We start from the raw sequence: 22354 nt of genomic DNA on the forward strand, positions 1-22354 counted from the left end.
CGTCGTTTACTCGAATTCCATGATCACTTCGTCAACGGCCAGGCTGTCACCGGCGGCCGCATTGATGGCACTGACCACACCTTTACGCTCGGCGCGCAGGATGTTCTCCATCTTCATGGCTTCGATGGTGCAGAGCGCCTGCCCCTCCTGGACCTCCTGGCCGACCTCGACCTCCAGCTTCACCACCAGACCCGGCATCGGGCACAGCAGCATCTTAGAGGTATCTGGCGGCAGTTTCTCCGGCATCAGCTTGGCCAGTTCGGCCTGACGCGGGGTCCGCACATGGACCTTCAGATCCGCGCCGCGTGACCGGATGCGGAACCCACCGGAGATTTTGCCGACCTTCAGAACCAGCGGGCTGCCATCGACCTCCAGATGGGCGAGTTGATCACCCGGCGTCCAATCCGAGGTCACGCGCAGCGCGCCCCCATCGGCAAAGGACACGGTCGAGCCGTCGCGATCCGCCGCGATGGAAACCGCGTGCTCCTGCCCCTGCAGGCTGACGACCCATTCGGTGCCGACCTTGCGTTCGTGGTTGTCCATCCGGCCTGACACGCGTGTGCGGCGGATTTCAGCAACCCGGTGCATGGCCGCGCAGGCTGCCGCGACCCGGCGCAGATCACTGTCTGGCAGCACCACGCCTTCGAAGCCATCGGGGTATTCTTCGGCGATGAAGGCTGTGGTCATCTCACCAGAGATGAATTTCGGATGATCCATCACCGCAGCCACAAATGGCAGGTTGTGACCGATGCCTTCCACCTCAAAACTGTCGAGCGCGACGCGCATGGCCTCGATCGCCTTGTCACGGGTCGGACCCCAGGTGCACAGCTTGGCGATCATCGGGTCGTAATACATGGAGATTTCGCCGCCTTCATAGACGCCGGTGTCATTGCGCACAGCCGTGTCGCCAGTGGGGGTGTCGCCATGCCAGACATTGTTGTCCACCATCGGGCCAGCAGCCACCTCCATCGGCGGGCGATAGCGGGTGAGACGCCCAATCGAGGGCAGGAAGTTGCGATAGGGATCTTCGGCATACAGACGGTTTTCGATGGCCCAGCCGTTCAGTTGCACGTCTTCTTGCGCGATGCTCAGCGGCTCGCCATTGGCGACGCGGATCATCTGTTCCACCAGATCGACACCGGTGATCAGCTCGGTCACGGGGTGTTCCACCTGCAGGCGGGTGTTCATTTCAAGGAAGTAGAAGTTCTTCTCCCCGTCGACGATGAATTCCACAGTGCCCGCAGAGGCATAGCCAACGGCCTTGGCCAGCGCGACCGATTGTTCGCCCATCGCGCGGCGGGTTTCTTCGTCCAGGAAGGGGCTTGGCGCTTCTTCGACGACCTTCTGGTTGCGGCGCTGGATGGAGCATTCGCGCTCGCCCAGGTAGATGCCATTGCCATGGGCGTCACACAGCACCTGAATTTCGATGTGGCGCGGTTGCGTCACGAATTTCTCGATGAAGATCCGGTCATCGCCAAAGGAGTTTGCCGCCTCGTTTTTGGAGGACTGAAACCCTTCGCGGGCCTCGTCGTCGTTCCAAGCGATGCGCATGCCCTTGCCACCACCACCAGCGGAGGCTTTGATCATCACCGGATAGCCGATCTCGTTGGAGATTTTCACCGCCTCTTCGGCGTCTTCGATCAGGCCCATGTAGCCGGGAACGGTGCTGACACCGGCCTCTTGGGCGATTTTCTTGGAGGTGATCTTGTCCCCCATCGCTTCGATTGCGCCCTTGGGCGGGCCGACGAAGGCCACGCCTGCGGCCTCCAGCGCCTCGGCGAATTTGGCGTTTTCCGACAGGAAGCCATAGCCCGGATGCACGGCCTGCGCGCCCGAGGATTTGATCGCCTCCATCACCTTGTCGATGACGATGTAGGACTGATTGGCTGGTGGCGGGCCGATGTGGACCGCTTCATCCGCCATTTGCACATGCAGGGACTGTTTGTCCGCGTCAGAATAAATCGCGACGGTTTTGATACCCATCTTGCGGGCGGTCTTGATGACGCGGCAGGCGATCTCGCCCCGGTTGGCGATCAGGATCTTGTCAAACATAGGAAGTCCCTTGTCTTGGCTGGGTCGGATGATCTTGGGCCGGATGCGGCGGCTGCTGCCCCGGGCCCAAAGTTACGAGGCACACGAAAAACGGCTGCGCCAGGAGAGCCCTGATGCGCAGCCGTTCTGGTCGTGCGAAATGTCGTGTGAGATGTCAGATCTGCAGCCGTGCCTGTTTGCTTGGCAACTTGGCCTGGGCGATTGGCAGCGTGGCCTGCGCGCTTAGCAGCGGCTGGGGTTTTCCTTACAGAAGATGACATTGGCCGCAGCGCCAACTGCGGCGCCGGTGACGAGATTACCGTCCAAGAGCGCCGAACCAAGCGCCCCGGCACCGGCACCATAGACCACCTGTTCGCCAGTGGTGTCGCCGCAAGCGACGAGGGTCGAACACAGGGCGAGCGCCGCAAGAATGGGTTTTGCCTGCATGAAAGAGATCCTTTGTTGTTTGTCTGCGTGCTGGAGCCAGGTTTTGACGCTGGGTTTAGCAAAGACAATACATCGGAGTTTCGAGGCAATTTATGCGCGGGAGCCTGCCAAAGACTGGGGGGCAATTGGCAAGCTTCCGCCTTTGCATCTGCGGAAACCACAGACAGGCTGCGATTGGGGCGGCAGGCCTGTCCATTGACCTTCCCGACTGGACGAAGAGGTTGGGCCAGATGCAAGACAGCCAGAGGCAAGACACACTGTGCTGTCTTCATCAGCATGCACGCTGTTTGACGCGGGGCCAGCCTGTGGTGGGCAAACCCATCAGATCGGGCGGGAACTCGCGCAAATTGATCATCTACCTGCAAAAACACGCCGATGCGGCCAGATGTATCGGTCGCACCAGCCAGAGGCCGAGGACCCGCACTGGACCAAGCGCTGACATCAGACATCGCCGCTGCCACCTGCCCTTTGGCAGCTGGTGCGCGCTCCGCCTGATATGTCAGCGCAGCCGTCATGTTACAGCCGCCCGCCGTCGAAGGCTTCGGGAAACGACAACTGCGCCACGGCAACGTCGATCACCAGAAACGCCTCATAGCTTGCCGGATCAAACGGATCTTCTGCGGCCACGACCTCGCGGCCAAACAACCAGCTGAGCCGCCCGGCATCGAGATTGCCGCGCTCAAACGGTTGGTCGCCAAAGTTCTCCCACAGCGCCTGCATGAAACCGGCATCAGCGCGACGGTCCGCCGGGCGGCGATCCCGGAAGCGTTCACGCTGCGTGATGGGTGTCACCCCTTTGGGATTGGGGCGGCGAATGGTGAATTGGAAATCGGTGCCCGGCAGTCGGCCGGGAAATCCGCGGTGCTTTAGCATGGTGGTGCCTCCTGTCCGGCACCCCGCGGAACGGTGGAATCCGGCCGCAGGGCCGGACCCCTGAAGTGATTACTTGAACTTGCCGGTGTGGGTTGGCTCGACCGAAATCGGCTCTGGGTCGACAACGATGTATTCTTCTTCCTGGCTGGCGCAGGCTGCGACGGCAGCGAGAAGACCCGCGAGGGCCATGAATTTAATGCTCTTGGACATTTCTGTCTCCTGTTTGTTTTTCCGAAACCTGCGAACGGTCGCACCGCCGCTGGGCTCATCCTCAATGTGCAGACCCCTGTCCCAGGGTCCGGTGCAACCCTAGCGAAGCCTGGGGCGATTGCACATGGCAAAGCGGATGCAGCGTGAAATTCCGCCGATGCCGCTGCAAAAAAGCGCCAGTTGGGGGCGATCGTTGCTGACTTGGCGTGGCTTGAACGCTGAGTGGGACGAGCCGGTGCGCAGATCCCTGCGTGGTTTTGGTTGCGGTGGTCTGTGTGAGGGTGCGGTGACATCAGAACGCCTCCCACACGCAGCTGTCGCCTTCGGGGCGGTAGCTTTCGAAATATTGGGTGGCGGTTGGATCGGCCTTGCCGAAGGGCACCACGCGATCAGAGAGCGAGAGGATCACTTTGGCCGGCTGCAGCTGGCGCTGTTTCAGATAGGCCAGAACCAGCGAGGCGCAAAGATGGTCGAAATCGGCGGTGATGTCCTCATAGGACAGCGCCGCGGCGCTGCCTTCTTCGGTATCTGGATCCTGGTCGGCATCTGGATCCTGCGCAATATCTGGCGCGAGGAACCGGAACCGCGCCCATTGAGCGCCCGCACGCTCGTCCAACAACACCTCATGCAGCGAGACGGAGAGGCCTGACTGCAAGGTGAACCCTTTGGCTGCGCCGTCGGACGCGGCCCGCGATGGCGATCCGATCAGCGCGACCGACAGGGCCGTCGCGAGGGCGAATGCAACAAAGGTGCCAGATGGTCTGCGGTGTTCATTACCGCAGCCCCGACCCCAAAATGCATGGGCTCCTCCTGCCGGGGCTGCAGGCGCTGCACACGTGGTGCGCGCTTTCTGAAACGAACTGACGCGGATCATGGAGCAGATTCGGCTTTCATGTCAAATAGTGAGGATATTTTGAGCAGCCGCAGCTGTGACCGCTCAAATTGTTTGCATTTTGGGAACAATGACCCCGAAGGTGAGCTATTGCCCGCAAGCGCCTGAACAAGCTTAACCTTTTGTTATCTCAGCCGCCGGATTTCCGGGCTGTGCGGGCGGCTGACCCAAGATCAAGGCCGGGGCAGCGACCACGCACATATTTCGTTTACCCTTCGGCGCGACCCTATCCCTGCCAATCCGTGATTGGTGTGTTGTTACAGTGGGATATTGTCGTGTTTTTTCCACGGGTTCTTGAGTTGCTTGTTACGCAGGGCGGCAAAGGCGCGGCTGACGCGCTTGCGGGTGGATTGCGGCATGATGACCTCATCAATGAAGCCGCGTTCCGCCGCGACAAAGGGATTTGCGAAACGCTCTTCGTAATCCTTTGTGTGGGCTGCGATCTTCTCCGGTTCGGCCAGATCGGCCCGGTGAATGATCTCGGTCGCGCCTTTGGCGCCCATCACCGCGATTTCCGCGGTCGGCCAAGCATAGTTGAAATCGCCACGCAGGTGTTTCGACGCCATCACGTCATAGGCCCCGCCATAGGCCTTGCGGGTGATCACGGTGACCTTTGGCACCGTTGCCTCGCCATAGGCAAAGAGCAGTTTCGCGCCATGTTTGATCACGCCGCCATATTCCTGGCTGGTGCCCGGCAAGAAGCCCGGAACATCCACAAGCGTCAGGATTGGGATTTCGAAACAGTCGCAGAAGCGCACAAACCGCGCCGCTTTGCGGGAGCTGTCGATGTCCAGACAACCGGCCAGAACCATCGGCTGGTTGGCCACGACACCAACGGTCTGCCCCTCAAGACGGATGAACCCGGTGATGATGTTCTTGGCGAAATCTTCCTGAATTTCGTAGAAATCCGCCTCATCCGCGACTTTGAGGATCAGCTCCTTCATGTCGTAGGGGGTGTTGGGGTTGTCTGGGATCAAGGTGTCGAGCGAGGTTTCGATCCGTCCCGGCTCGTCAAAGAACGGCCGCACAGGCGGTTTTTCCCGGTTGTTGAGCGGCAGGAAATCGACCAGGCGGCGCACTTCGGCCAATGCCTCGACATCGTTTTCAAAGGCCCCATCGGCGACCGAAGACTTCTTGGTATGGGTGGAGGCACCGCCCAGCTCCTCGGCGGTGACCACCTCGTTGGTGACAGTTTTCACCACATCGGGGCCAGTGACAAACATGTAAGAGGTGTCTTTGACCATGAAGATAAAGTCGGTCATCGCAGGCGAGTAGACCGCACCACCCGCACAGGGGCCCATGATCACGGAGATCTGCGGCACCACGCCAGAGGCCATGATGTTGCGCTGGAACACCTCGGCGTAGCCTGCGAGAGAGGCGACACCTTCCTGGATCCGTGCGCCACCGGAATCGTTGATGCCGATGACCGGCGCCCCGTTCTGCACCGCCATATCCATGATCTTGCAGATCTTCTGGGCATGGGTTTCCGACAGCGAGCCACCAAAGACGGTGAAATCCTGGCTGAAGACATAGACCATGCGCCCGTTGATGGTGCCCCAACCGGTTACCACGCCATCCCCGGCAGGGCGCTGCTGTTCCATGCCGAAATCGGTGCAGCGGTGGGCCACGAACATATCGAACTCTTCGAAGCTGTCCTCATCCAACAGCAGTTCGATCCGCTCCCGCGCGGTCAGTTTGCCACGCCCGTGCTGGGCGTCGATGCGTCTCTGTCCGCCGCCCAAACGCGCAGCGTCGCGGCGCTCTTCCAGCTCGGAAAGGATGTCTTTCATGGCCATGCCCCCTAATGAATTTCCGCCGACCATAGCCGCAGTGCAAATGAAGCCAAAGGACTTATTGGCAAATTTGCAAACCATTTGCGTAGAGGATCTGAATATTTGCAAATCAGCGCAGAACCGCGCAATTCGCGATCAGGACGCAGGCGTTCTTGATGTGGTAACCGGTGGGCTCGTATCACCGGGGGCGAACAATCAAAATGGAATGACGCCGATGTTGCCCACCGACCAGATCCTGCGCGCTTTGCAGTTTGACAGTTTTTACAGCCGCAACCCGCTGAACACCGCAGACGATGACCGGCTGGAAATCACCTATCAGTTTGCAGGCAACAGCGCCCCGGCCGATTTGCCAACCAACAGCAGCTACAGCGGCTGGCGCAGCTTCACCGCCGCAGAAGAAGCCGCCTTTCGCACGGTCTTTGACCAGGTGGAGACATTCTTGAACGTCGAATTCGTCGAGACGACCAATTCTGGCGATCCGGATCTGAACCTCGGCATGGTCTCGCTGCCCGGCAATACAGCCGGAACTGGCGGCTACAGCATCAGCTTCTTTGGCGACACGATTTCCAGCTGGGATGGGTTTGCGGTCTTTGACGCCAGCTACGACATGTCGGACCCGATCTATGAAAGCCTGATCTTCCACGAGCTGGGCCACGCCATGGGGCTGCAACACCCGTTCGAAGCCAACCCTGCCCTGCCGGAGGAGTTTGAAAACAACCTCTATTCGGTGATGTCCTACACCCCCAACCCGCTGAACGGGTTGGACAGTGATGGCATGATGCTCTTTGATGTGATCGCGCTGCAGGATATTTGGGGGTCGGTCGACAACAACACCGGCAATTCGATCTACACTGGCGCGCGCAACGACACGGTCGATGTGATCTGGGACACCGGCGGGCGCGACACGCTCGACGCGAGCGACCGCAGCGCGGGGGTGACGCTGAACCTGCGGGAGATGCAGTTTTCCAGCTTTGATTCCAACAGCGATGTGGTGATCGCCGATGGCGTGACCATCGAAGATGCCATCGGCAGCGGCGGTGCGGACCTGATCTATGGCAACGGCGTGGGCAATATGCTGATGGCCGGCAGCGGCGCGGATACGGTCAACGCGGGCAATGGTGCCGACACGGTGTATGGCCAGGCAGGCAGCGACGATCTGTCAGGTGCGGCGGGCCGCGACCGGCTGCTGGGGGGCAATGGCACCGATACGCTCTATGGCAACAAGGGGGCAGACACGCTCTTGGGCGGCAATGGCCGCGACACGCTGCGCGGCGGTGAAGGCAATGATGTGTTGAGCGGCAACAAAGGCTGGGATCTGCTGATTGGCGGCGCCGGAAATGACAAGCTGAACGGCATGCTTGGCAACGACCGGTTGAGCGGCAATGCCGGGGCCGATGAATTCATCTATGTCAACAATGGCGGCAACGACGTGATCCGCGATTTCCAGGATGACATCGACAGCATCCGCATCACCGGCCACGGCAGCGTCGCCGAGTTGCTGGCATTGGCGCAGGAAGTGGACGGTGACGTGCTGTTCGACCTTGATGGCAACCACAGTGTCACAGTGCGCAATACGACCATTTTGGAGATCAGCGACGATTTGCTGGTCTGACCCTAGAACAGTGGACAATCGCCGCGGCGTGACCTAGATCCTTCACATGCGAACTATTCCGCGGCGGTTTCTCAACCGCACCTCCCATCCCACGCTTGGCACGTTGATCCTGCTGTCGGGGCTGTCCGCCCTGGCGATGAATATCTTCCTGCCCTCGCTGCCGGGGATGGCGCTCTATTTTGATGCAGATTACAGCCTGATGCAGCTGTCCGTTGCGCTCTACCTTGCGATGAGCGCCGTGGTGCAGATCTTCATCGGGCCGGTGTCGGACAAATTTGGCCGCCGCCCCGTGATCTTGTGGAGCATGATCCTATTTCTGCTGGCCACACTGGGCTGTCTTTATGCCCCAACCGCAGAGGTTTTCCTGTTCTGCCGCCTCTGCCAGGCGATTGTCGCGGCCACCATGGTGTTGAGCCGGGCAGCGGTGCGCGACATCTGCGAAGGACCGGAAGCGGCCAGCATGATCGCCTATGTCACCATGGGCATGGCCGTTGTGCCGATGATCAGCCCGGTGATCGGCGGGGTGCTGGAGGAGGCGGTGGGCTGGCAGGCCAATTTCTGGCTACTGATCGCGCTTGGCGCGCTGACCTATCTGATCGCGTTCTATGACCTCGGTGAAACCGCGCAGAAGAGCGGCAAGACGCTGATCGGGCAGTTCCGCGAATATCCCAAACTGCTGCGCTCACCGCGGTTTTGGGGCTATTCACTGGCCTCTGGCCTGTCGTCGGGGGCGTTTTTTGCCTATCTCGGCGGCGCGCCATTTGTCGGCACGCAGATCTATGGCTTGGGTCCGGCGGAGCTGGGGCTCTATTTCTCCTCCCCTGCGGTGGGATATTTTGTTGGCAATTTCATCTCTGGGCGGTTTTCGGTCCGGGTCGGTGTGAACCAGATGGTTCTGCGCGGCACCATCATCAACACCTCCGGTGTCAGCCTGTCGCTGGCTTTGGCGCTGGCGGGGATGGATTCGGTCTACTCCTTCTTTGGCTTTATGACGCTGGTGGGCATCGGCAACGGGATGGCCATTCCCAATGCCACCGCCGGGGCCATTTCCGTCCGGCCACATCTGGCAGGCACGGCATCCGGCCTCGCGGGCGCGATCATGATTGGCGTGGGCGCGGGCCTGAGCGCCTTTGCCGGTTATCTTCTGGTGCCCGGATCGACCGCGACGCCCCTGCTGCAGATCATGACTGCCACTGCCGTTCTGGGCGGGGTTTCCATCCTGGTGGTGATCCGGCGGGAGCGCAGGCTGAATCTCTGAACGCACAGGACGTAGCTGGGGATCGCTGGGCCACCGGCTGAACCACTACTGGTGAACCACAAGGAGCGAAGTCAGCAGAGATGGCCTGCGCGCTTGCGTCCAGAACTTTGCAATTCTACAGTTTGGCGGTAACCAATTTGCAAAGGAGCCTGCCGTGGCGCAACAAAAACTCTACGCCGGTGCAAAACTGCGGGAAATGAGGTTGCGGCTGTCGCTGACGCAAAAGGAATTTGCAGCCAAATTGGGCGTGTCCCTGCCCTATCTGAACCAGATGGAAAACAACAACCGACCGCTGTCGACCACGGTGGTGCTGGCGCTGGCGCAGGAGTTCGGCCTGGATGTCACCGAACTGTCGACCGGAGACAGCGAACGGCTGGTCAGCGACATGCGAGAGGTGATGGCCGATCCGGTTTTCGCCGAGGACATCCCACCGATCGCGGATCTGCGGCTGACGGCCTCCAACGCCCCGGCGCTGGCGCGGGCGTTTTTATCGCTACACCGGGCCTATCGGCAGACCCACGAGCGGCTGGCATCGCTGGATGAGGCCCTCGGGCGGGAGGACGCGCGGCTGCAGGCGTCGCCTTGGGAGGAAGTGCGCGATTTCTTCCATTATTGCGACAACTACATCGATGCGGTGGATCGCGCGGCGGAGCATTTTGCAGGCAAGCTGGACACCCGCAGCGCAGCGATTGCGGCACTGGAACATGCGGATATCAAAGTGGTCTGGAGCGATATCGACGGGCTGCGCCGCTATGACAGCAGCCACAAGATCCTGCATCTGTCGGCACGGGCCTCGCCGCAGACACAGCTGTTTCAACTGTTGTTGCAGGTGGCACTGCTGCGGCAGAATGACCTGCTGGAAGCAACGCTGGATTTCGCCCGGTTCCAAAGCGATGCCGCCCGGTCCATCGCGAAAATTGGTCTGGCCAATTACTTCGCAGGCGCGGCCATGATGCCCTACAACAGGTTTCTGGAGGCGGCGCAGAGCTACCGGCACGATCTGGAGCGGTTGTCCAACCGGTTTGGCGCGTCCATCGAACAGGTGGCCCATCGTCTGTCGACGCTGCAACGGCCCGGCGCCAAAGGCGTGCCCTTCTTCTTTGTGCGGGTCGATCAGGCCGGCACGATCACCAAACGCCATTCCGCAACGCGGCTGCAATTTGCCCGCTTTGGCGGGGCCTGCCCGCTGTGGAATGTGCATCGCGCGTTTGAAACGCCGGGGCGGTTTCTGCGGCAATTGGCTGAAACCCCCGATGGGGTGCGTTACATTTCGCTGGCGCGGGATGTGTCCAAATCGGGCGGCTCCTATGGTGCGCCGGTGCGGCGCTACGCCATTGCGCTTGGCTGCGAGGTGCGCCACGCCGATGCTCTGGTCTACGCGGACGGGCTGGATGTGAGCAATGACAGCGCCTATGAGCCGATCGGGATTTCCTGCCGGATCTGCGAACGGGCCGAGTGCCACCAGCGCTCGGTGCCGCCGCTAGAACGCCGCTTGACCATCAACACAGATCAACGCGGCGTCCTGCCCTATGAGGTGAACTGAGCCTGCAATCAGGCTTTGGACAGCATCGCCCAGATTTCATCTTTCAGCGCGGCACGTTGCTTGCGCAAATCGGTTTCGGCCTGATCGCCAACCGGCTCCACATTGGTTTCGGCGCGATGCACCGCGCGGTTCACATCGTGATAGCTGTCGGCGAGTTTGGCGAAATGGGCGTCGGATTGTTTCAGCGCCTGAATTTGCTCGCGTTTTTCGGGAAATTCGGCGGCCAGCTCATGTGGGGTGTTGGACATAATGCGCTCCTTCTATCTGCGTTGGCCCAGATCTAGCGCATTGTAATCGCCCGCACTTTGACCCGGATCAAACCGGAGACGGCTGGGGCATTTTGGGATCCATTTGCGGTGTCTTGTGACGGCTCATGTTCGCCACCCAAACTGACCGCAACAATAGAGGCCCGCGCCAAAACGATGCGGGCCCCTGATTGGTTTTGTGGTGGATCCGCGCGGTTTCAACGCTGTGCGGTCTGCCAGTTCGGATTGAACCAGGCCTGCGCATTGGAGGCGGGCAAACGGCGACCCAGAATGTGATCGGAGGCTTTTTCACCTGTCATGATCGAGGGACCGTTGAGATTGCCATTGGTGATGCGCGGGAAGATCGAGCTGTCTGCCACACGCAGGCCATCCACGCCAATCACACGGCATTCGGGATCGACCACCGCCATCGGATCGTCCGCTGCACCCATTTTACAGGTGCCGCAGGGGTGATAGGCGCTTTCGACGTGCTCGCGGATGAAACCGTTCAGCTCCTCATCGCTTTGCAGCGCGTCACCGGGTTGGATTTCGTGTTTCACAAACGGTTTCATCGCGTCCTGAGCAAAAATCTCGCGGGTCAGGCGGATGCATTTGCGGAAATCTTCCCAGTCCTTTTCCGTCGACATGTAGTTGAACAGGATCTTCGGCGCGTCCTTGGGATCGCTGGAGGCCAGCGTGATCTCGCCGCGCGAATCCGAGCGCATCGGGCCGACATGGGCCTGAAAACCGTGGCCTTCGGCTGCGGCCTGACCGTCGTAGCGCACCGCAATGGGCAGGAAGTGATATTGAATGTCCGGATAGTCCACGCCTTTGTCGGAGCGGATGAAGGCCGCGCTCTCGAACTGGTTGGAGGCACCCAGGCCGGTTTTGGAGAACAGCCATTGCGCCCCAACCCAAGCCTTGCCGAACAGGTTCCAGTATTTGAACAGGGTGATCGGCAGTTTGGAGGCGAACTGGAAGTAGAATTCCAAGTGATCCTGCAGGTTCTGGCCCACGCCGGGGCGGTCTGCGATGACCTCAATGCCGTGTTCGGCCAGATGCTCCGCCGGACCGATGCCAGACAACATCAGAAGTTTGGGCGAGTTGATGGAGGACGCCGACAGGATCACCTCGCGGTTGGCGCGGATCACTTCGATCTTGCCGCCGCGTTCGATTTCAACACCCACGGCGCGCCCGTCTTCGATCACCACCCGGCGGGCCAATGCGCGGATCAGATCGCAGTTGTCGCGTTTCAACGCAGGCTTCAGATAGGCGTTTGCGGCAGACCAGCGCTGACCTTTGTAGACGGTCATCTCCATCGGGCCAAAGCCCTCTTGCTGCTCGCCGTTGTAGTCCGCTGTCACCGGATAGCCCGCCTGTTCGCCCGCGGAAACAAAGGCATCGTGCAGCGGGTTGTCGCGTGGACCGCGGGTCACATGCAGCGGGCCGTCTTTGCCGCGCCAATCCGGGTCACCACCATGGCCCCGGTCGTTCCAGGTTTCCATCCGTTTGAAATACGGCAGCACATCGGCATAGGACCAGCCGGTCGCGCCGCTTTCAGACCAATGGTTGTAGTCCCCGGCGTGGCCGCGCACATAGACCATGCCGTTGATCGAGGACGAGCCGCCAATGACCTTGCCGCGCGGTGTGACCAGCTCGCGCCCGCCGAGATGTGGTTCCGGCTGAGATTTGTAGCCCCAGTCATAGAGCGGCATGTTCATCGGATAGCTGAGCGCACCCGGCATCTGGATAAACGGGCCTGCGTCGCTGCCGCCATGTTCAATCACCAGCACCTTATGGCCTGCCTCTGACAGGCGATAAGCGATGGCACAGCCGGCCGAGCCAGCACCAACAATCACGTAATCTGCGTTCATTGCGTCTCTCGATAGTCATTGCGGGCGGCCCTGGGTCGCAAGCGGGCCGCCCCATGTTCAGATTGAAATCACACGCGCGATCAGAAAGCGGCTTCGACGCCGCCCATACGGACGTAGACCGATTTGACCTGGCTGAAGTGTTTGATCGCTTCCTTGGAGTTTTCCCGACCAACGCCCGAGGCTTTCACGCCGCCGAAGGGGGCTTCGACCGAGGCGTCATTGTAGGAGTTGATGAAGCAGCTGCCTGCCTCCAACTGGTCGATCACACGGTGCGCCCGGCTGAAATCGCTGGTGAAGACACCAGCGGACAGGCCGAATTCGGTGTCATTGGCGCGGGCGATCACTTCTTCTTCGGTGTCGAAATCAAGCACCGACATCACCGGGCCAAAGATCTCTTCGCGGGCGATGGTCATGTCGTCGGTGACATCGGCAAACACCGTGGGCTCCACAAAGAAGCCATCCATCTCGGCGCGTTTGCCACCGCAGATCAGGCGGGCACCTTCGTCTTTGCCCTTCTCGATGTAGCCCAGAACGATGTTCATCTGGTTTTCGCTGACCATGGGCCCAAAGCTGGTAGCTTCGTCCTGCGGATCGCCAAGGATGGCGTTGCCAGTGCGTTCAGCCAGACGGGCGAGGAATTTTTCCTTGATGCCTTTTTGCACGAACACACGGGTGCCGTTCGAACACACCTGACCGGAGGAGTAGAAGTTGCCGTTGATGGCACCGCCAACAGCGTTGTCGATATCGGCATCGTCAAAAATGATCAGAGGCGACTTGCCACCCAATTCCATTGTGACGTGTTTCATACCCTCGGCGGCGGCAGCATAGACTTTCTTGCCGGTGGGAACCGATCCGGTCAGCGAGACTTTGTCGACGCGGGGGTCGGTGACCAGCGCGCTGCCCACTTCGCCCATGCCCTGAATGACATTGTAAAGCCCCGCGGGAAGGCCTGCCTCATGCAGGATTTCGGCCACTTTCAGCGCACACAGAGGTGTGGTTTCCGACGGTTTGAACACCATGGAGTTGCCACAAGCCAGGGCGGGCGCGCCTTTCCAGCAGGCGATCTGTGTCGGGTAGTTCCAGGCCCCGATGCCGACGCAGACGCCAAGCGCCTCGCGCACGGTGTAGACCCAGTCTTCGCCCATCGGGATATGTTCGCCCGTCAGGCTGGCCGCCAGACCGCCGAAGTATTCCAGCGAGTCTGCGCCGGATGTGGCGTCCGCGATCAGCGTTTCCTGCAGCGGTTTGCCGGTGTCGTAGGTTTCCAGCACCGAAAGCTCGTGGTTGCGTTCGCGCATGATGTCGGCGGCGCGGCGCAGGATGCGGCCACGTTCGGTTCCGGTCATCTTGGCCCAGGCTTTTTGCGCGGCCTTGGCCGAGGCCAGTGCCTGATCGACGATCGCAGGGGTCGCGGCATAGACGGTGGCGATCTGCTCGCCAGTGGCGGCGTAGATCACAGGGATGGGAGTGCCGCTTGTGTCTTCAACGTAGGCACCGTTGATGAAGTGGCTTGCGGTTGGCTGTGCTGGATGGGTCATGATGTCGGTCTGTCCAATTAAGTGCAGGGATATGGCGAGGTCAAAAGCGCCGGAGTGTTCGTGTCGGTATCTGTTTCAGTGTCGGTGTTTGCGCATGGGCGCGGGTCGTGGCCAGGAAGGTTGGGCCGGGAAGTTTGGACCGGTGGCCGCAACGCGACGTCTGGTTTGGCTCACTCAGCCGATCAACACACCCGGTTCACACACCGGGTCCACTCAGGCGTAATCGGATGGGGAGGCGCGCGCTGGATCGCGACATTCCTGCCGCTAATGACGCATGGCTGTCTTTCATGGGCGCTCTCTCCTTCGGTGGGCACTGGGTCGTCGGCGGATTGCTGTCCAGTGCCGGTTGCTGTGCGGGGTCGTCTGCGGATTGATCCGCTGTCTCGGTGCGCAGGCCCGGCGGTCCGGCCCTGCGGGTGGTTTGCGTGCCGTTATGTGTGGCGCGCGTGTCTTGCAGTCGCCTCAGGCCCCCGGGGTTTTGGGGCCTGAGAGGCTGGATCAATGCACCGCCTTGATGCGGTTGAAATCCAATGTGTTGGCCTCAGGCGAGGTGTTGATCGCCAAGACCGCGTTCCGCTTGCGCAGAACGATGTAGATAAAGCAGGCCACGTAGAGCCCGATCACCACGGTGCCAACCCAGTGGATCTGCAGCCATTGCGTCTGAAACGCGAGGGTCAGAGCAAACAGCGCCACCGCGTTGCCGATCACATAGGGCAATTTGCCCAGCCGGTCTGGCGACAGATTGAGATTGTCGGTGTACAGGCGGATCAGCGAGTCAAACGAGTTGATCACGAACAGGATGCCCACGATGGTCATCGACCAATTGATCAGACCAGCTGTGGGGATGGCGTTCAGGTGGTAGAAATACAGCACCGAGAACCACACCGCGAGCGGGATCGACGGCAACACCAACAGCGCGGCCAGCAGCTGCCAGGTTTTCAGCCCACCCACAAAGCGCGCGGTGAACTGGCCGATCATGATGGACCAGGCAAACCACCAGAACAGGTAGAATTCGTGGTAGTCGGTCAGCGGCACAACGAATTTATGCAGGTTCGCAAAATAGCCGCCGATGTTGGAGGACACTGCCAGGAACTCTCCGAACCCCATGCCCGCATAGGCCCACATCCCCAGGATCAGCGCGATAAAGATGAAGGTCGAGCTGAGCGACAGGATGCGCACATATTTGATGTCGGTGGAGGAATAGGTCGCCGCCAGAATAACCAGGAAACAGATCACATAGAAGGCCGGGATCACGGTTTCCCCGTCGCCGACCTCAGCAATGTAATAGGGCATGTAGATCAGGAAGAGCGCACCGGTGAAGGCGCAAGTGGTGATGATCACCATGTTGTTGATAAAGCGGACCAGCGGAATTTCGAAGAACTTCACCCGCGGTTCAATGGCGCAGAAATAAAAGGTGGTCAGGAAGTAGAACGCCCAGATCAGAAAGCCCCAGAAGCCAAACTCCAACGCCAGCGGATTGGTGAAGGCATAGGCGGGCTCGGCTGCGGTGTCGGCATAGAGTGGGAAATCAAACGCCAGCGGGAACATCACCAGACCCACATCCAGACCGGAGGTGAACAGGATGGCGATGAAGGTGAACAGCGGCACGGGGGTGACCCCGACGATGCGCAGGTTCCACCATTTGATGACGCAGAACAGAACCAGCGCAAACGCCAGAAACACCCCTGCAGATACAATTGTCGTCATTCTTGTCTTCCTTTGTCGGACAATTGCCGTCGTCTGGGCATCGTCCTTATGCTTCGCGGCAGGGGTAACATGAAAAGCGTCATCTCAAAACTATTTTTTGAATGGCCATTCAAGTTTCAGAATTCTGATAACAGGAGTTGAAAGATCGCCCCATGTGACGCAAAACTCTGGTATGGGCAGAAAACGTATTCGCGACATCCGCAATGAAGAATTGATTGAAGCCACAGTGATCGCCGTCCATCGGCGGGGCTATAGCGTTGTAACCATGGCGGAAATTGCCCGGGAAGCTGGGGCATCCGCGGCGTCTATCAACTATTATTTCGGCTCCAAGGAAGGGTTGATGGAGGCCACGATGCGCCATCTGCTCAACAAGCTGAAACAGGCCATGATCCGCGAATATGCCACCGCCACCACCCCTCGGGAGCGGCTGTATGCGGTGATGAACGCGAATTTCGACGACACTTTGTTTGAAGTGGCCCAATGCAGCCTGTGGATGCAGTTCTGGGCCAGCGCGCCTTATTCGCAGCGGCTGTCGAGGCTGCACAGAATCAACCGCCACCGTGTGCGCAGCCATTTCCTGGCCGAATTGCGCCGGTTATTGCCCGCAGAGGGTGTCGAAACCGCGCGTCAGGCGCTGCAGTGTTACATGGATGGCGTCTGGCTGCAGGCGGCGCAATCCGATGGTCCGCTGGACCCGACCAAAGCACGGCTGGCCGCGCATCGGGTGGTGGATCTGGTGATCTCCTGACAGGGCCCGAGGAGCAGCCCCTAGTTACGGCACCCCCTGGCGATTGGCCCGGCGCGCCGATCATTTGGTGTCAGATCTTCGGTATTGATCGCTAGATCCCTGCAGTACGCAGAGCGCGCGGTCAGTGCGTGGCCGCAGGTTGCCGCAGGTAGCGCAGTTCATTGCCGCGCGGCAGATACGCCAGGGTCAGCCCCTCTGCATCCAGCGCAATGATCCGGTAACACAGGTCATCGCCGCTGACATCGCCCCGCGCGAGCAGATAAGGCCCCTGCCCGCGGCTCTCCCCGCATGTGTCTGTGAGGGCCAGCCGGTCGACGGAGGTTTCCATATCGCCGTAGAAGTTGCGGCGTTCCCGGCCAGAGATGGTGAAGCGATCATAGCTGTCTTCGGCCGACACCCAGTGCCCTTCGAGCTGTTCCAACACGTTGCCGGTGATGCCCGATACAGCCTGAGTGTCCTGTGCGCCTTGCGCTGCGGGGGCCGTTGTGCTCTGCCCGCTTGAATAGGCGCTGGACAAACCCGCGGTCTGGGCAGTGGTCTGGAGCTGGTCGGTGGCCTCCTCAAGCTGCGTCATGTCCAGCAGAAACCCGCGGGTCACCCTGTCAAACCGGCTGAGCACACCGATCTGCAGCGCCACATCATCCCCGGGTTTCACCGCCTCCAGCCGCTCGAACAGTGCGGCGTCGGTCAAACCGTCATCATCAACGCAGATCAACCCATCGTCGGTGATGAAAGTGCATTGCGTCACCCCATCACCACGGCGCGTGTCACAGCCCAGAAAATTGGCTTCGACCGCCAGGTTGCGCTGCGCGCCACCGGCCTGAACCGTCGCCCCCAGCAAGGGGCCTGCCTGTGCCTGCGGCACTGAATGGGACGAGAGGAATTTGGTGAAAAACCGCTTGCCCTTCGGTCGGCTGGACGTGTCGAACTTTGGCGTGCCCGGCGCTGTGGTGGCCGCGCTGAGACTGTCGCTGCCGCCGTTCACGGGACGCGTGTCGATTTTGGCAAAGGACCCGGCGATGTAACCACGCACACCGCAATCGTGATCGCCATAGATGGTGAAATCATCCGGCGCGATGCAAAATCCGATCCGTTCGTCGAGAAATTCCCAGCCCGGGCTTTCACTGCGGAAGTAATAGAACCGGTTTTGCAGCGGCTGCTCGACCACCGCGCGGCAATCGCCCGATGGAATGTCCCACCACCCATAGGAGATCCAGCGCCCGTCATCGCGATAAGCCAGACTGATGGATTGGCGGACGGGGGTGTCATTGCAGACCTTCAACCCATCATAGGCCAACCCATCATAGGTTGGGGCCGCCTGCGCGGCAGTTGGGACCATGGCAAGGTAGCAGCCTATCCACGCGGATAGCGCCCAAAACAGCTGAGCCGCAATTTGCCTCACCACATGTTGTCTCATGACTGTGACGTCCCCATTCCCCCTGTGCTGCATGTCACACTTAGGTGACAGTTTCATGAAACCCCTATGTTTCTGCTGATTTTTCAGCCGAAGCCGCCTGTTTTTTCAGCGCCGCTTCGCGCCAGGTGATGAAACTGACCGCAGCCAGGATCAGGCAACCGCCCGACACCACCCAGATATCCACAGGTTCAGCGAACACCAAAGCGCCCAAAAGCGTAGCCCACAATAGCTGCAGAAAGGTTACTGGCTGCGTGACCGCTACTAGTGCTGCGGCAAAGGCCATCGACATCGTATAATGGCCAGCCGTGGCGAAACAGGCGACCAGAAACAGGATCCCGATCTCCCACAGGCTGGGTTGAACCCAGACCGCAATGGCAAACGGCGCCAGAAATAGCGTCACCCACAGCGACAGCATCGCCACAACGATGGCTGGGTTGCTGCCATCAACGGTGGATTTGGCCAACAGATAAGAGGCGCCAAAGGACAGCGCCGTGAAGATCATCGCGAGATGGCCCAGTTCGACCTCTCGAAATCCCGGACGCAGGATGATTAGCGCACCGATCAAGGCAACTCCAATCGCGCAGATCCGGCGAAAGGCCATCCGCTCCCCCAGAAACAGCGCCGCGCCAATCGAAACATAGATCGGCGCCAGGTAGTGCATTGCCGTCACCTCCGCCAATGGGATCTGCGTCATGGCGAAGAACCACAGCATCACCCCAAGCGTATGCACAAAGCCACGCAGCGCAAACATCACCTTCAGCTTGCGGCTCAGACGCAGCCGCCGCAGCGTGCCGATCATGGGGAGGAGAAACACCAGACCAAGCAGGTAGCGCAGAAAGGCCGATTGGGCCGGTGGGATGCCGTCGCCCAGAAATTTCACCAGTGCTGTGACCGCCACAAAACACAGGCCCGTCAGAAACATCCAGAAAATGCCCAATACCGGCTGGGCGGCGGGCTGGGCTGTAGACCGGGCTTTGCCTTGCGTGGCGGCCCCGGTTGCGGGCGACACCTGCGCAGATGGGCCTGGCTCAGCGGAACGTGCGGGGGGTTTGCGTGTCATTGGCGCATCTGAGCATTGCCGCAGGCAGGGCACAACCCTTAACATGTGTCGTAACAATCGGCAGACCGGCGCAGGCAATACGGCCCACGCCCCCTGGAACGCCGTGCGACCCGTGGGCCAGAGAGACCACATCTTAGCGGCCCGTGGCCCAGAGGGCCGCGTCTTACCAGGTCACATCCAGATCAGCTTTGCCGCGATGATCCACATGGTCAGCCCAACAAGCGCATCCAAGACCTGCCAGGCTCTGGGCTTGGCAAACAGCGGTGCCAGCACTTTGGCACCATAGCCGAGCGAGAAGAAGAAAGTGAAACTCGCCAATACCGCGCCAAGCGCAAAGATCAGGGGCTGCGGATAATGCGCCGAGATCGAGCCCAGCAGAACCACGGTATCCAGATAGACATGGGGGTTGAGCCAGGTCAGCGCCAGCACCGTGGCCAGCACCGGCAGGAGCGCGGCCTGTGGTGCAGTGCCATCTGAGCTGCTGTCCAACTGCGCGCCTCCGGCCCAGGCTGACCGCAGGCTGCGGGCACCGTACCAGAGGAGGAATGCCGCACCGCCAAGGCGCATGACCGTTTCAAACCACGGCACCGCCAGCGCCAGGCTGCCAAATCCCAAAACACCGGCCACAATCAATAGCGCATCGGATCCGGCGCAGGTCAGGCAGATCCAGAACACATGCTGCTGCCGCAGCCCCTGCCGCAGGACAAAGGCGTTTTGCGCGCCAATCGCCATGATCAGGCTCAGGCCCAGGAAGAACCCGCCAACAAGACTGGGGGGCAGGAAAGTGGGGAGGTAAGCAGACATTCGGGGCCGTCCTTGCGGTGAGAGAGCGAGTTGCGCCTTTGACTACGGCAGGGCGTGGATGTATTCAAATTAAAGATGATAACCCAGATTAAGCAGAGCTAATGCGGTTCGATCCCAATCAACTGGCAGCCCTTGGGGCGGTATTGCGGTTTGGCTCGTTTGAGCAAGCCGCCCATGCGCTGGCAGTGACCCCCTCTGCCATCTCGCAGCGGATCAAGGCGTTGGAGGATCGGGTTGGCACCACCTTGGTGCGCCGCGGCACGCCCTGTTTGGGCACCGAAGCGGGCATCCGAATTGCCAAACACGGCGAAGATGTCGCGCTGCTGGAGGCTGCTGTCTCCCGTGATCTGCAATTGGCACCCACGGCGGATCCCGCTCGGGTGACCGTGGCCATCACCGCCGACAGTCTGGCGACCTGGTTTCTGCCGGTGATGTCGGCCTGTGATGATATCCTGTTTGATCTGGTGCTGGATGATCAGGATCACAGCGCCGATTGGATGCAACGGGGCGAGGTGTCAGCGGCGGTCTGTGCCCGACAGAAACCTGTCACCGGCTGCGATGCCTTTGCGTTGGGGTCGCTGCGCTATGTTGCGACCGCCTCGCCCGGCTATCACGCACGCTGGTTCAAAGATGGTGTCACCGCTGACAGCCTGGCGCAGGCGCCCTGTCTGATCTTCAACGCGAAGGACCAGTTGCAAACCCGCTGGATGGAACAGAACGGCATAAGCGGCGTGCGGCCCCCGGCGCATTTTGTTCCCTCGGCCCAGGCCTTTGTGGAGGCGTCGGAGGCGGGCATCGGCTGGGGGATGAACCCCGAGCCGCTGGTGCGGGAGGCGCTGGCGGCGGGGCGGCTCGTGCCGTTGATCCCGGGGCGCAGTTTACCGGTGCCGCTCAGCTGGCAGGTCAGCCGGGTGATGGCCCCTGCTCTTGCGCAGGTGACGCGGGCTGTGCTCCACTCGGCAGCGGACTATCTTGAATAAGACCGGTTTTGATAGGCTGGTTTGGATAGCGCGGTTTGACAGGGTCGGTTTGACGGGGGCGGTTTAACAGTGTCGGCTTGAACAAGGCGGGCGGCAATAAAACAGGAGCCTGATCCGTCAGATCACCCCGTCCATATCGCCGCCACCAAACGACCACCGAACCGGTGACCCAGCCAGCGGACCAAGCGCCCGCAGCCGGGCCGATGCCGCCTTCGCCCCACTTAGGCTGGGTGGTTTCGTTCGTGACAGGCTTTTGCAAACAGGGAGATGCCCCCGCGTGACACAGCCGATGACATCACCTGACGCAGACCCAAACGCGCGGCCGCCGTCAGACCGCTCCCGCCAGTATCTGACATTGGGGCGCAGTTTTCTGTGGCAAGTGGTGTTGCCGCGCGCCTGTGTGCTGGTGCTGTGGTCGATGCTGAACGAGGTGGTGACGCTGCCGTTGCGGGTGCTTTATGGGTTGATCCTGATCGATCTGCTGCTGATGATCTGGCAGATCCGTCAGTTTCTGCGCAGCGCTGATCAGCATATCCTTGGCACCGGGCATATGGTGCCGGTCTGGGGCGGCTATCTGGCCATTCTGTTTGCGGGATTTGCGACCGTGACCCTGTGGTGGGACGCAGTGCTGATCGCCACCGCACCGGACGAGATTTCCGCCGCCGAGCAGATGCGACTGGAGCGCGAAGCGCGCTATCAGCTGGAGGTTTCGCAGGATGGCACCGAACTGCGCCTGGCCGGGGAGATCCAGCATGGGCTCACCAAACGGGTGGCGGCGCTGATTGCGGAGAACAGCGCGCTTGAGCGCATCACCCTCTGCAGCGAGGGCGGGCTGATCTATGAGGCGCGCGGCGTCGCCCGGCTGGTGGCGGATCATCAACTGGATACGCTGGCCGAAGGATCCTGCGCCTCCGCCTGCACCTTGATCTTTGCCGCTGGGGTGGAACGGGATCTGGCGCCGGGGGCGGTTTTGGGCTTTCACAGCTATCAGCTGGCTTACGGCGGCGGGCTGCCGCAGGTGGATGTGGCCGCCGAACAGGCCCGCGACCGCAGGTTCCTGACTGGTCGGGGTATTTCTGCGGCGTTCATCGACCAGATCTATGCAACACCGGCCTCTGCGCTGTGGACGCCCAGCCGCAGCGACCTGCGCATAGCGGGTGTATTGACCCCGGCGGGATAGGGCTGGATCGTTGTCTGGCGTGGCTGGCCGCGCCAACGGTGCCTAGTTTCGTCGCGATCTGCAAGTTCGCCAAAAAACTGACAGCTTGAAAGCTCGACGAACAAAAAAGGGCGCGCCCTATGGCACGCCCGTTTTATCATGG

19 protein-coding genes are annotated in these 22354 nt (G+C 60.7%); 6 read left to right on the plus strand and 13 right to left on the minus strand.

Features of this window, described 5'->3' with window-relative positions:
* Positions 1–6: 6 nt before the first annotated feature.
* The 6 genes from Q0C28_RS08495 to Q0C28_RS08520 form a co-directional block, all read right to left on the minus strand.
* Positions 7–2052: an acetyl/propionyl/methylcrotonyl-CoA carboxylase subunit alpha gene (locus tag Q0C28_RS08495; protein ID WP_293574785.1), complete on the minus strand. Its 2046-nt coding sequence runs from the start codon at positions 2050–2052 to the stop codon at positions 7–9.
* A 222-nt stretch (positions 2053–2274) separates the two neighbouring features.
* Complete coding sequence (locus tag Q0C28_RS08500; RefSeq protein ID WP_293574787.1) at positions 2275–2478, minus strand: hypothetical protein; 204 nt, start codon at positions 2476–2478, stop codon at positions 2275–2277.
* Between the two features lie 516 nt (positions 2479–2994).
* Positions 2995–3351: a hypothetical protein gene (locus Q0C28_RS08505; protein WP_293574789.1), complete on the minus strand. Its 357-nt coding sequence runs from the start codon at positions 3349–3351 to the stop codon at positions 2995–2997.
* Between the two features lie 69 nt (positions 3352–3420).
* On the minus strand, positions 3421–3561 hold the full coding sequence (locus Q0C28_RS08510; RefSeq protein ID WP_293574791.1) for a hypothetical protein: 141 nt from the start codon (positions 3559–3561) through the stop codon (positions 3421–3423).
* Between the two features lie 292 nt (positions 3562–3853).
* The gene (locus Q0C28_RS08515) at positions 3854–4435 is read right to left on the minus strand and encodes a DUF6497 family protein (protein ID WP_293574793.1); all 582 of its coding nucleotides are present in this window, start codon (positions 4433–4435) and stop codon (positions 3854–3856) included.
* Between the two features lie 275 nt (positions 4436–4710).
* The gene (locus Q0C28_RS08520) at positions 4711–6243 is read right to left on the minus strand and encodes an acyl-CoA carboxylase subunit beta (protein WP_293574795.1); all 1533 of its coding nucleotides are present in this window, start codon (positions 6241–6243) and stop codon (positions 4711–4713) included.
* A 217-nt stretch (positions 6244–6460) separates the two neighbouring features.
* Between Q0C28_RS08520 and Q0C28_RS08525 the strand changes: the two genes are divergently transcribed.
* The 3 genes from Q0C28_RS08525 to Q0C28_RS08535 all read left to right on the plus strand — a co-directional run bounded on the left by Q0C28_RS08525 (position 6461) and on the right by Q0C28_RS08535 (position 10659).
* Positions 6461–7858, plus strand: a complete 1398-nt coding sequence (locus Q0C28_RS08525) for a M10 family metallopeptidase (protein ID WP_293574797.1) — start codon at positions 6461–6463, stop codon at positions 7856–7858.
* Between the two features lie 46 nt (positions 7859–7904).
* Complete coding sequence (locus tag Q0C28_RS08530) at positions 7905–9116, plus strand: multidrug effflux MFS transporter (RefSeq protein WP_293574799.1); 1212 nt, start codon at positions 7905–7907, stop codon at positions 9114–9116.
* Between the two features lie 154 nt (positions 9117–9270).
* A complete protein-coding gene (locus Q0C28_RS08535) occupies positions 9271–10659 on the plus strand; it encodes a short-chain fatty acyl-CoA regulator family protein (RefSeq protein ID WP_293574801.1) in 1389 nt (462 codons plus the stop codon).
* A gap of 8 nt (positions 10660–10667) precedes the next feature.
* Here the strand turns inward: Q0C28_RS08535 and Q0C28_RS08540 are convergent, their stop codons facing one another.
* From Q0C28_RS08540 to Q0C28_RS08555, 4 genes are all read right to left on the minus strand, one after another.
* Positions 10668–10907 (minus strand): YdcH family protein, encoded by a 240-nt coding sequence (locus Q0C28_RS08540; RefSeq protein WP_293574803.1) that lies wholly within the window; start codon positions 10905–10907, stop codon positions 10668–10670.
* A gap of 215 nt (positions 10908–11122) precedes the next feature.
* The gene (gene betA / locus Q0C28_RS08545) at positions 11123–12778 is read right to left on the minus strand and encodes a choline dehydrogenase (protein ID WP_293574805.1); all 1656 of its coding nucleotides are present in this window, start codon (positions 12776–12778) and stop codon (positions 11123–11125) included.
* 80 nt (positions 12779–12858) lie between these two features.
* Positions 12859–14316, minus strand: a complete 1458-nt coding sequence (betB, locus tag Q0C28_RS08550; protein ID WP_293574807.1) for a betaine-aldehyde dehydrogenase — start codon at positions 14314–14316, stop codon at positions 12859–12861.
* A 498-nt stretch (positions 14317–14814) separates the two neighbouring features.
* Positions 14815–16023, minus strand: coding sequence for a BCCT family transporter (locus tag Q0C28_RS08555; RefSeq protein ID WP_293574808.1), 1209 nt, complete (start codon positions 16021–16023; stop codon positions 14815–14817).
* A gap of 172 nt (positions 16024–16195) precedes the next feature.
* Between Q0C28_RS08555 and betI the strand changes: the two genes are divergently transcribed.
* Positions 16196–16771, plus strand: coding sequence for a transcriptional regulator BetI (betI, locus tag Q0C28_RS08560; protein ID WP_293574836.1), 576 nt, complete (start codon positions 16196–16198; stop codon positions 16769–16771).
* A 121-nt stretch (positions 16772–16892) separates the two neighbouring features.
* Here the strand turns inward: betI and Q0C28_RS08565 are convergent, their stop codons facing one another.
* The 3 genes from Q0C28_RS08565 to Q0C28_RS08575 form a co-directional block, all read right to left on the minus strand.
* A complete protein-coding gene (locus tag Q0C28_RS08565; RefSeq protein ID WP_293574810.1) occupies positions 16893–18110 on the minus strand; it encodes a DUF1036 domain-containing protein in 1218 nt (405 codons plus the stop codon).
* A 142-nt stretch (positions 18111–18252) separates the two neighbouring features.
* The gene (locus Q0C28_RS08570) at positions 18253–19248 is read right to left on the minus strand and encodes a DMT family transporter (RefSeq protein ID WP_293574812.1); all 996 of its coding nucleotides are present in this window, start codon (positions 19246–19248) and stop codon (positions 18253–18255) included.
* A 171-nt stretch (positions 19249–19419) separates the two neighbouring features.
* Positions 19420–20028: a LysE/ArgO family amino acid transporter gene (locus Q0C28_RS08575; RefSeq protein WP_293574838.1), complete on the minus strand. Its 609-nt coding sequence runs from the start codon at positions 20026–20028 to the stop codon at positions 19420–19422.
* A 125-nt stretch (positions 20029–20153) separates the two neighbouring features.
* Here Q0C28_RS08575 and Q0C28_RS08580 point away from each other — a divergent pair, with 125 nt between their 5' ends.
* Entirely contained in the window at positions 20154–21032 is an 879-nt protein-coding gene (locus tag Q0C28_RS08580; protein WP_293574814.1) for a LysR family transcriptional regulator ArgP, read from the plus strand.
* 289 nt (positions 21033–21321) lie between these two features.
* A complete protein-coding gene (locus Q0C28_RS08585) occupies positions 21322–22212 on the plus strand; it encodes a hypothetical protein (RefSeq protein ID WP_293574816.1) in 891 nt (296 codons plus the stop codon).
* Positions 22213–22354: the final 142 nt, after the last annotated feature.

It is taken from the genome of Phaeobacter sp. (assembly GCF_022825805.1).
Taxonomy (GTDB): domain Bacteria; phylum Pseudomonadota; class Alphaproteobacteria; order Rhodobacterales; family Rhodobacteraceae; genus Phaeobacter.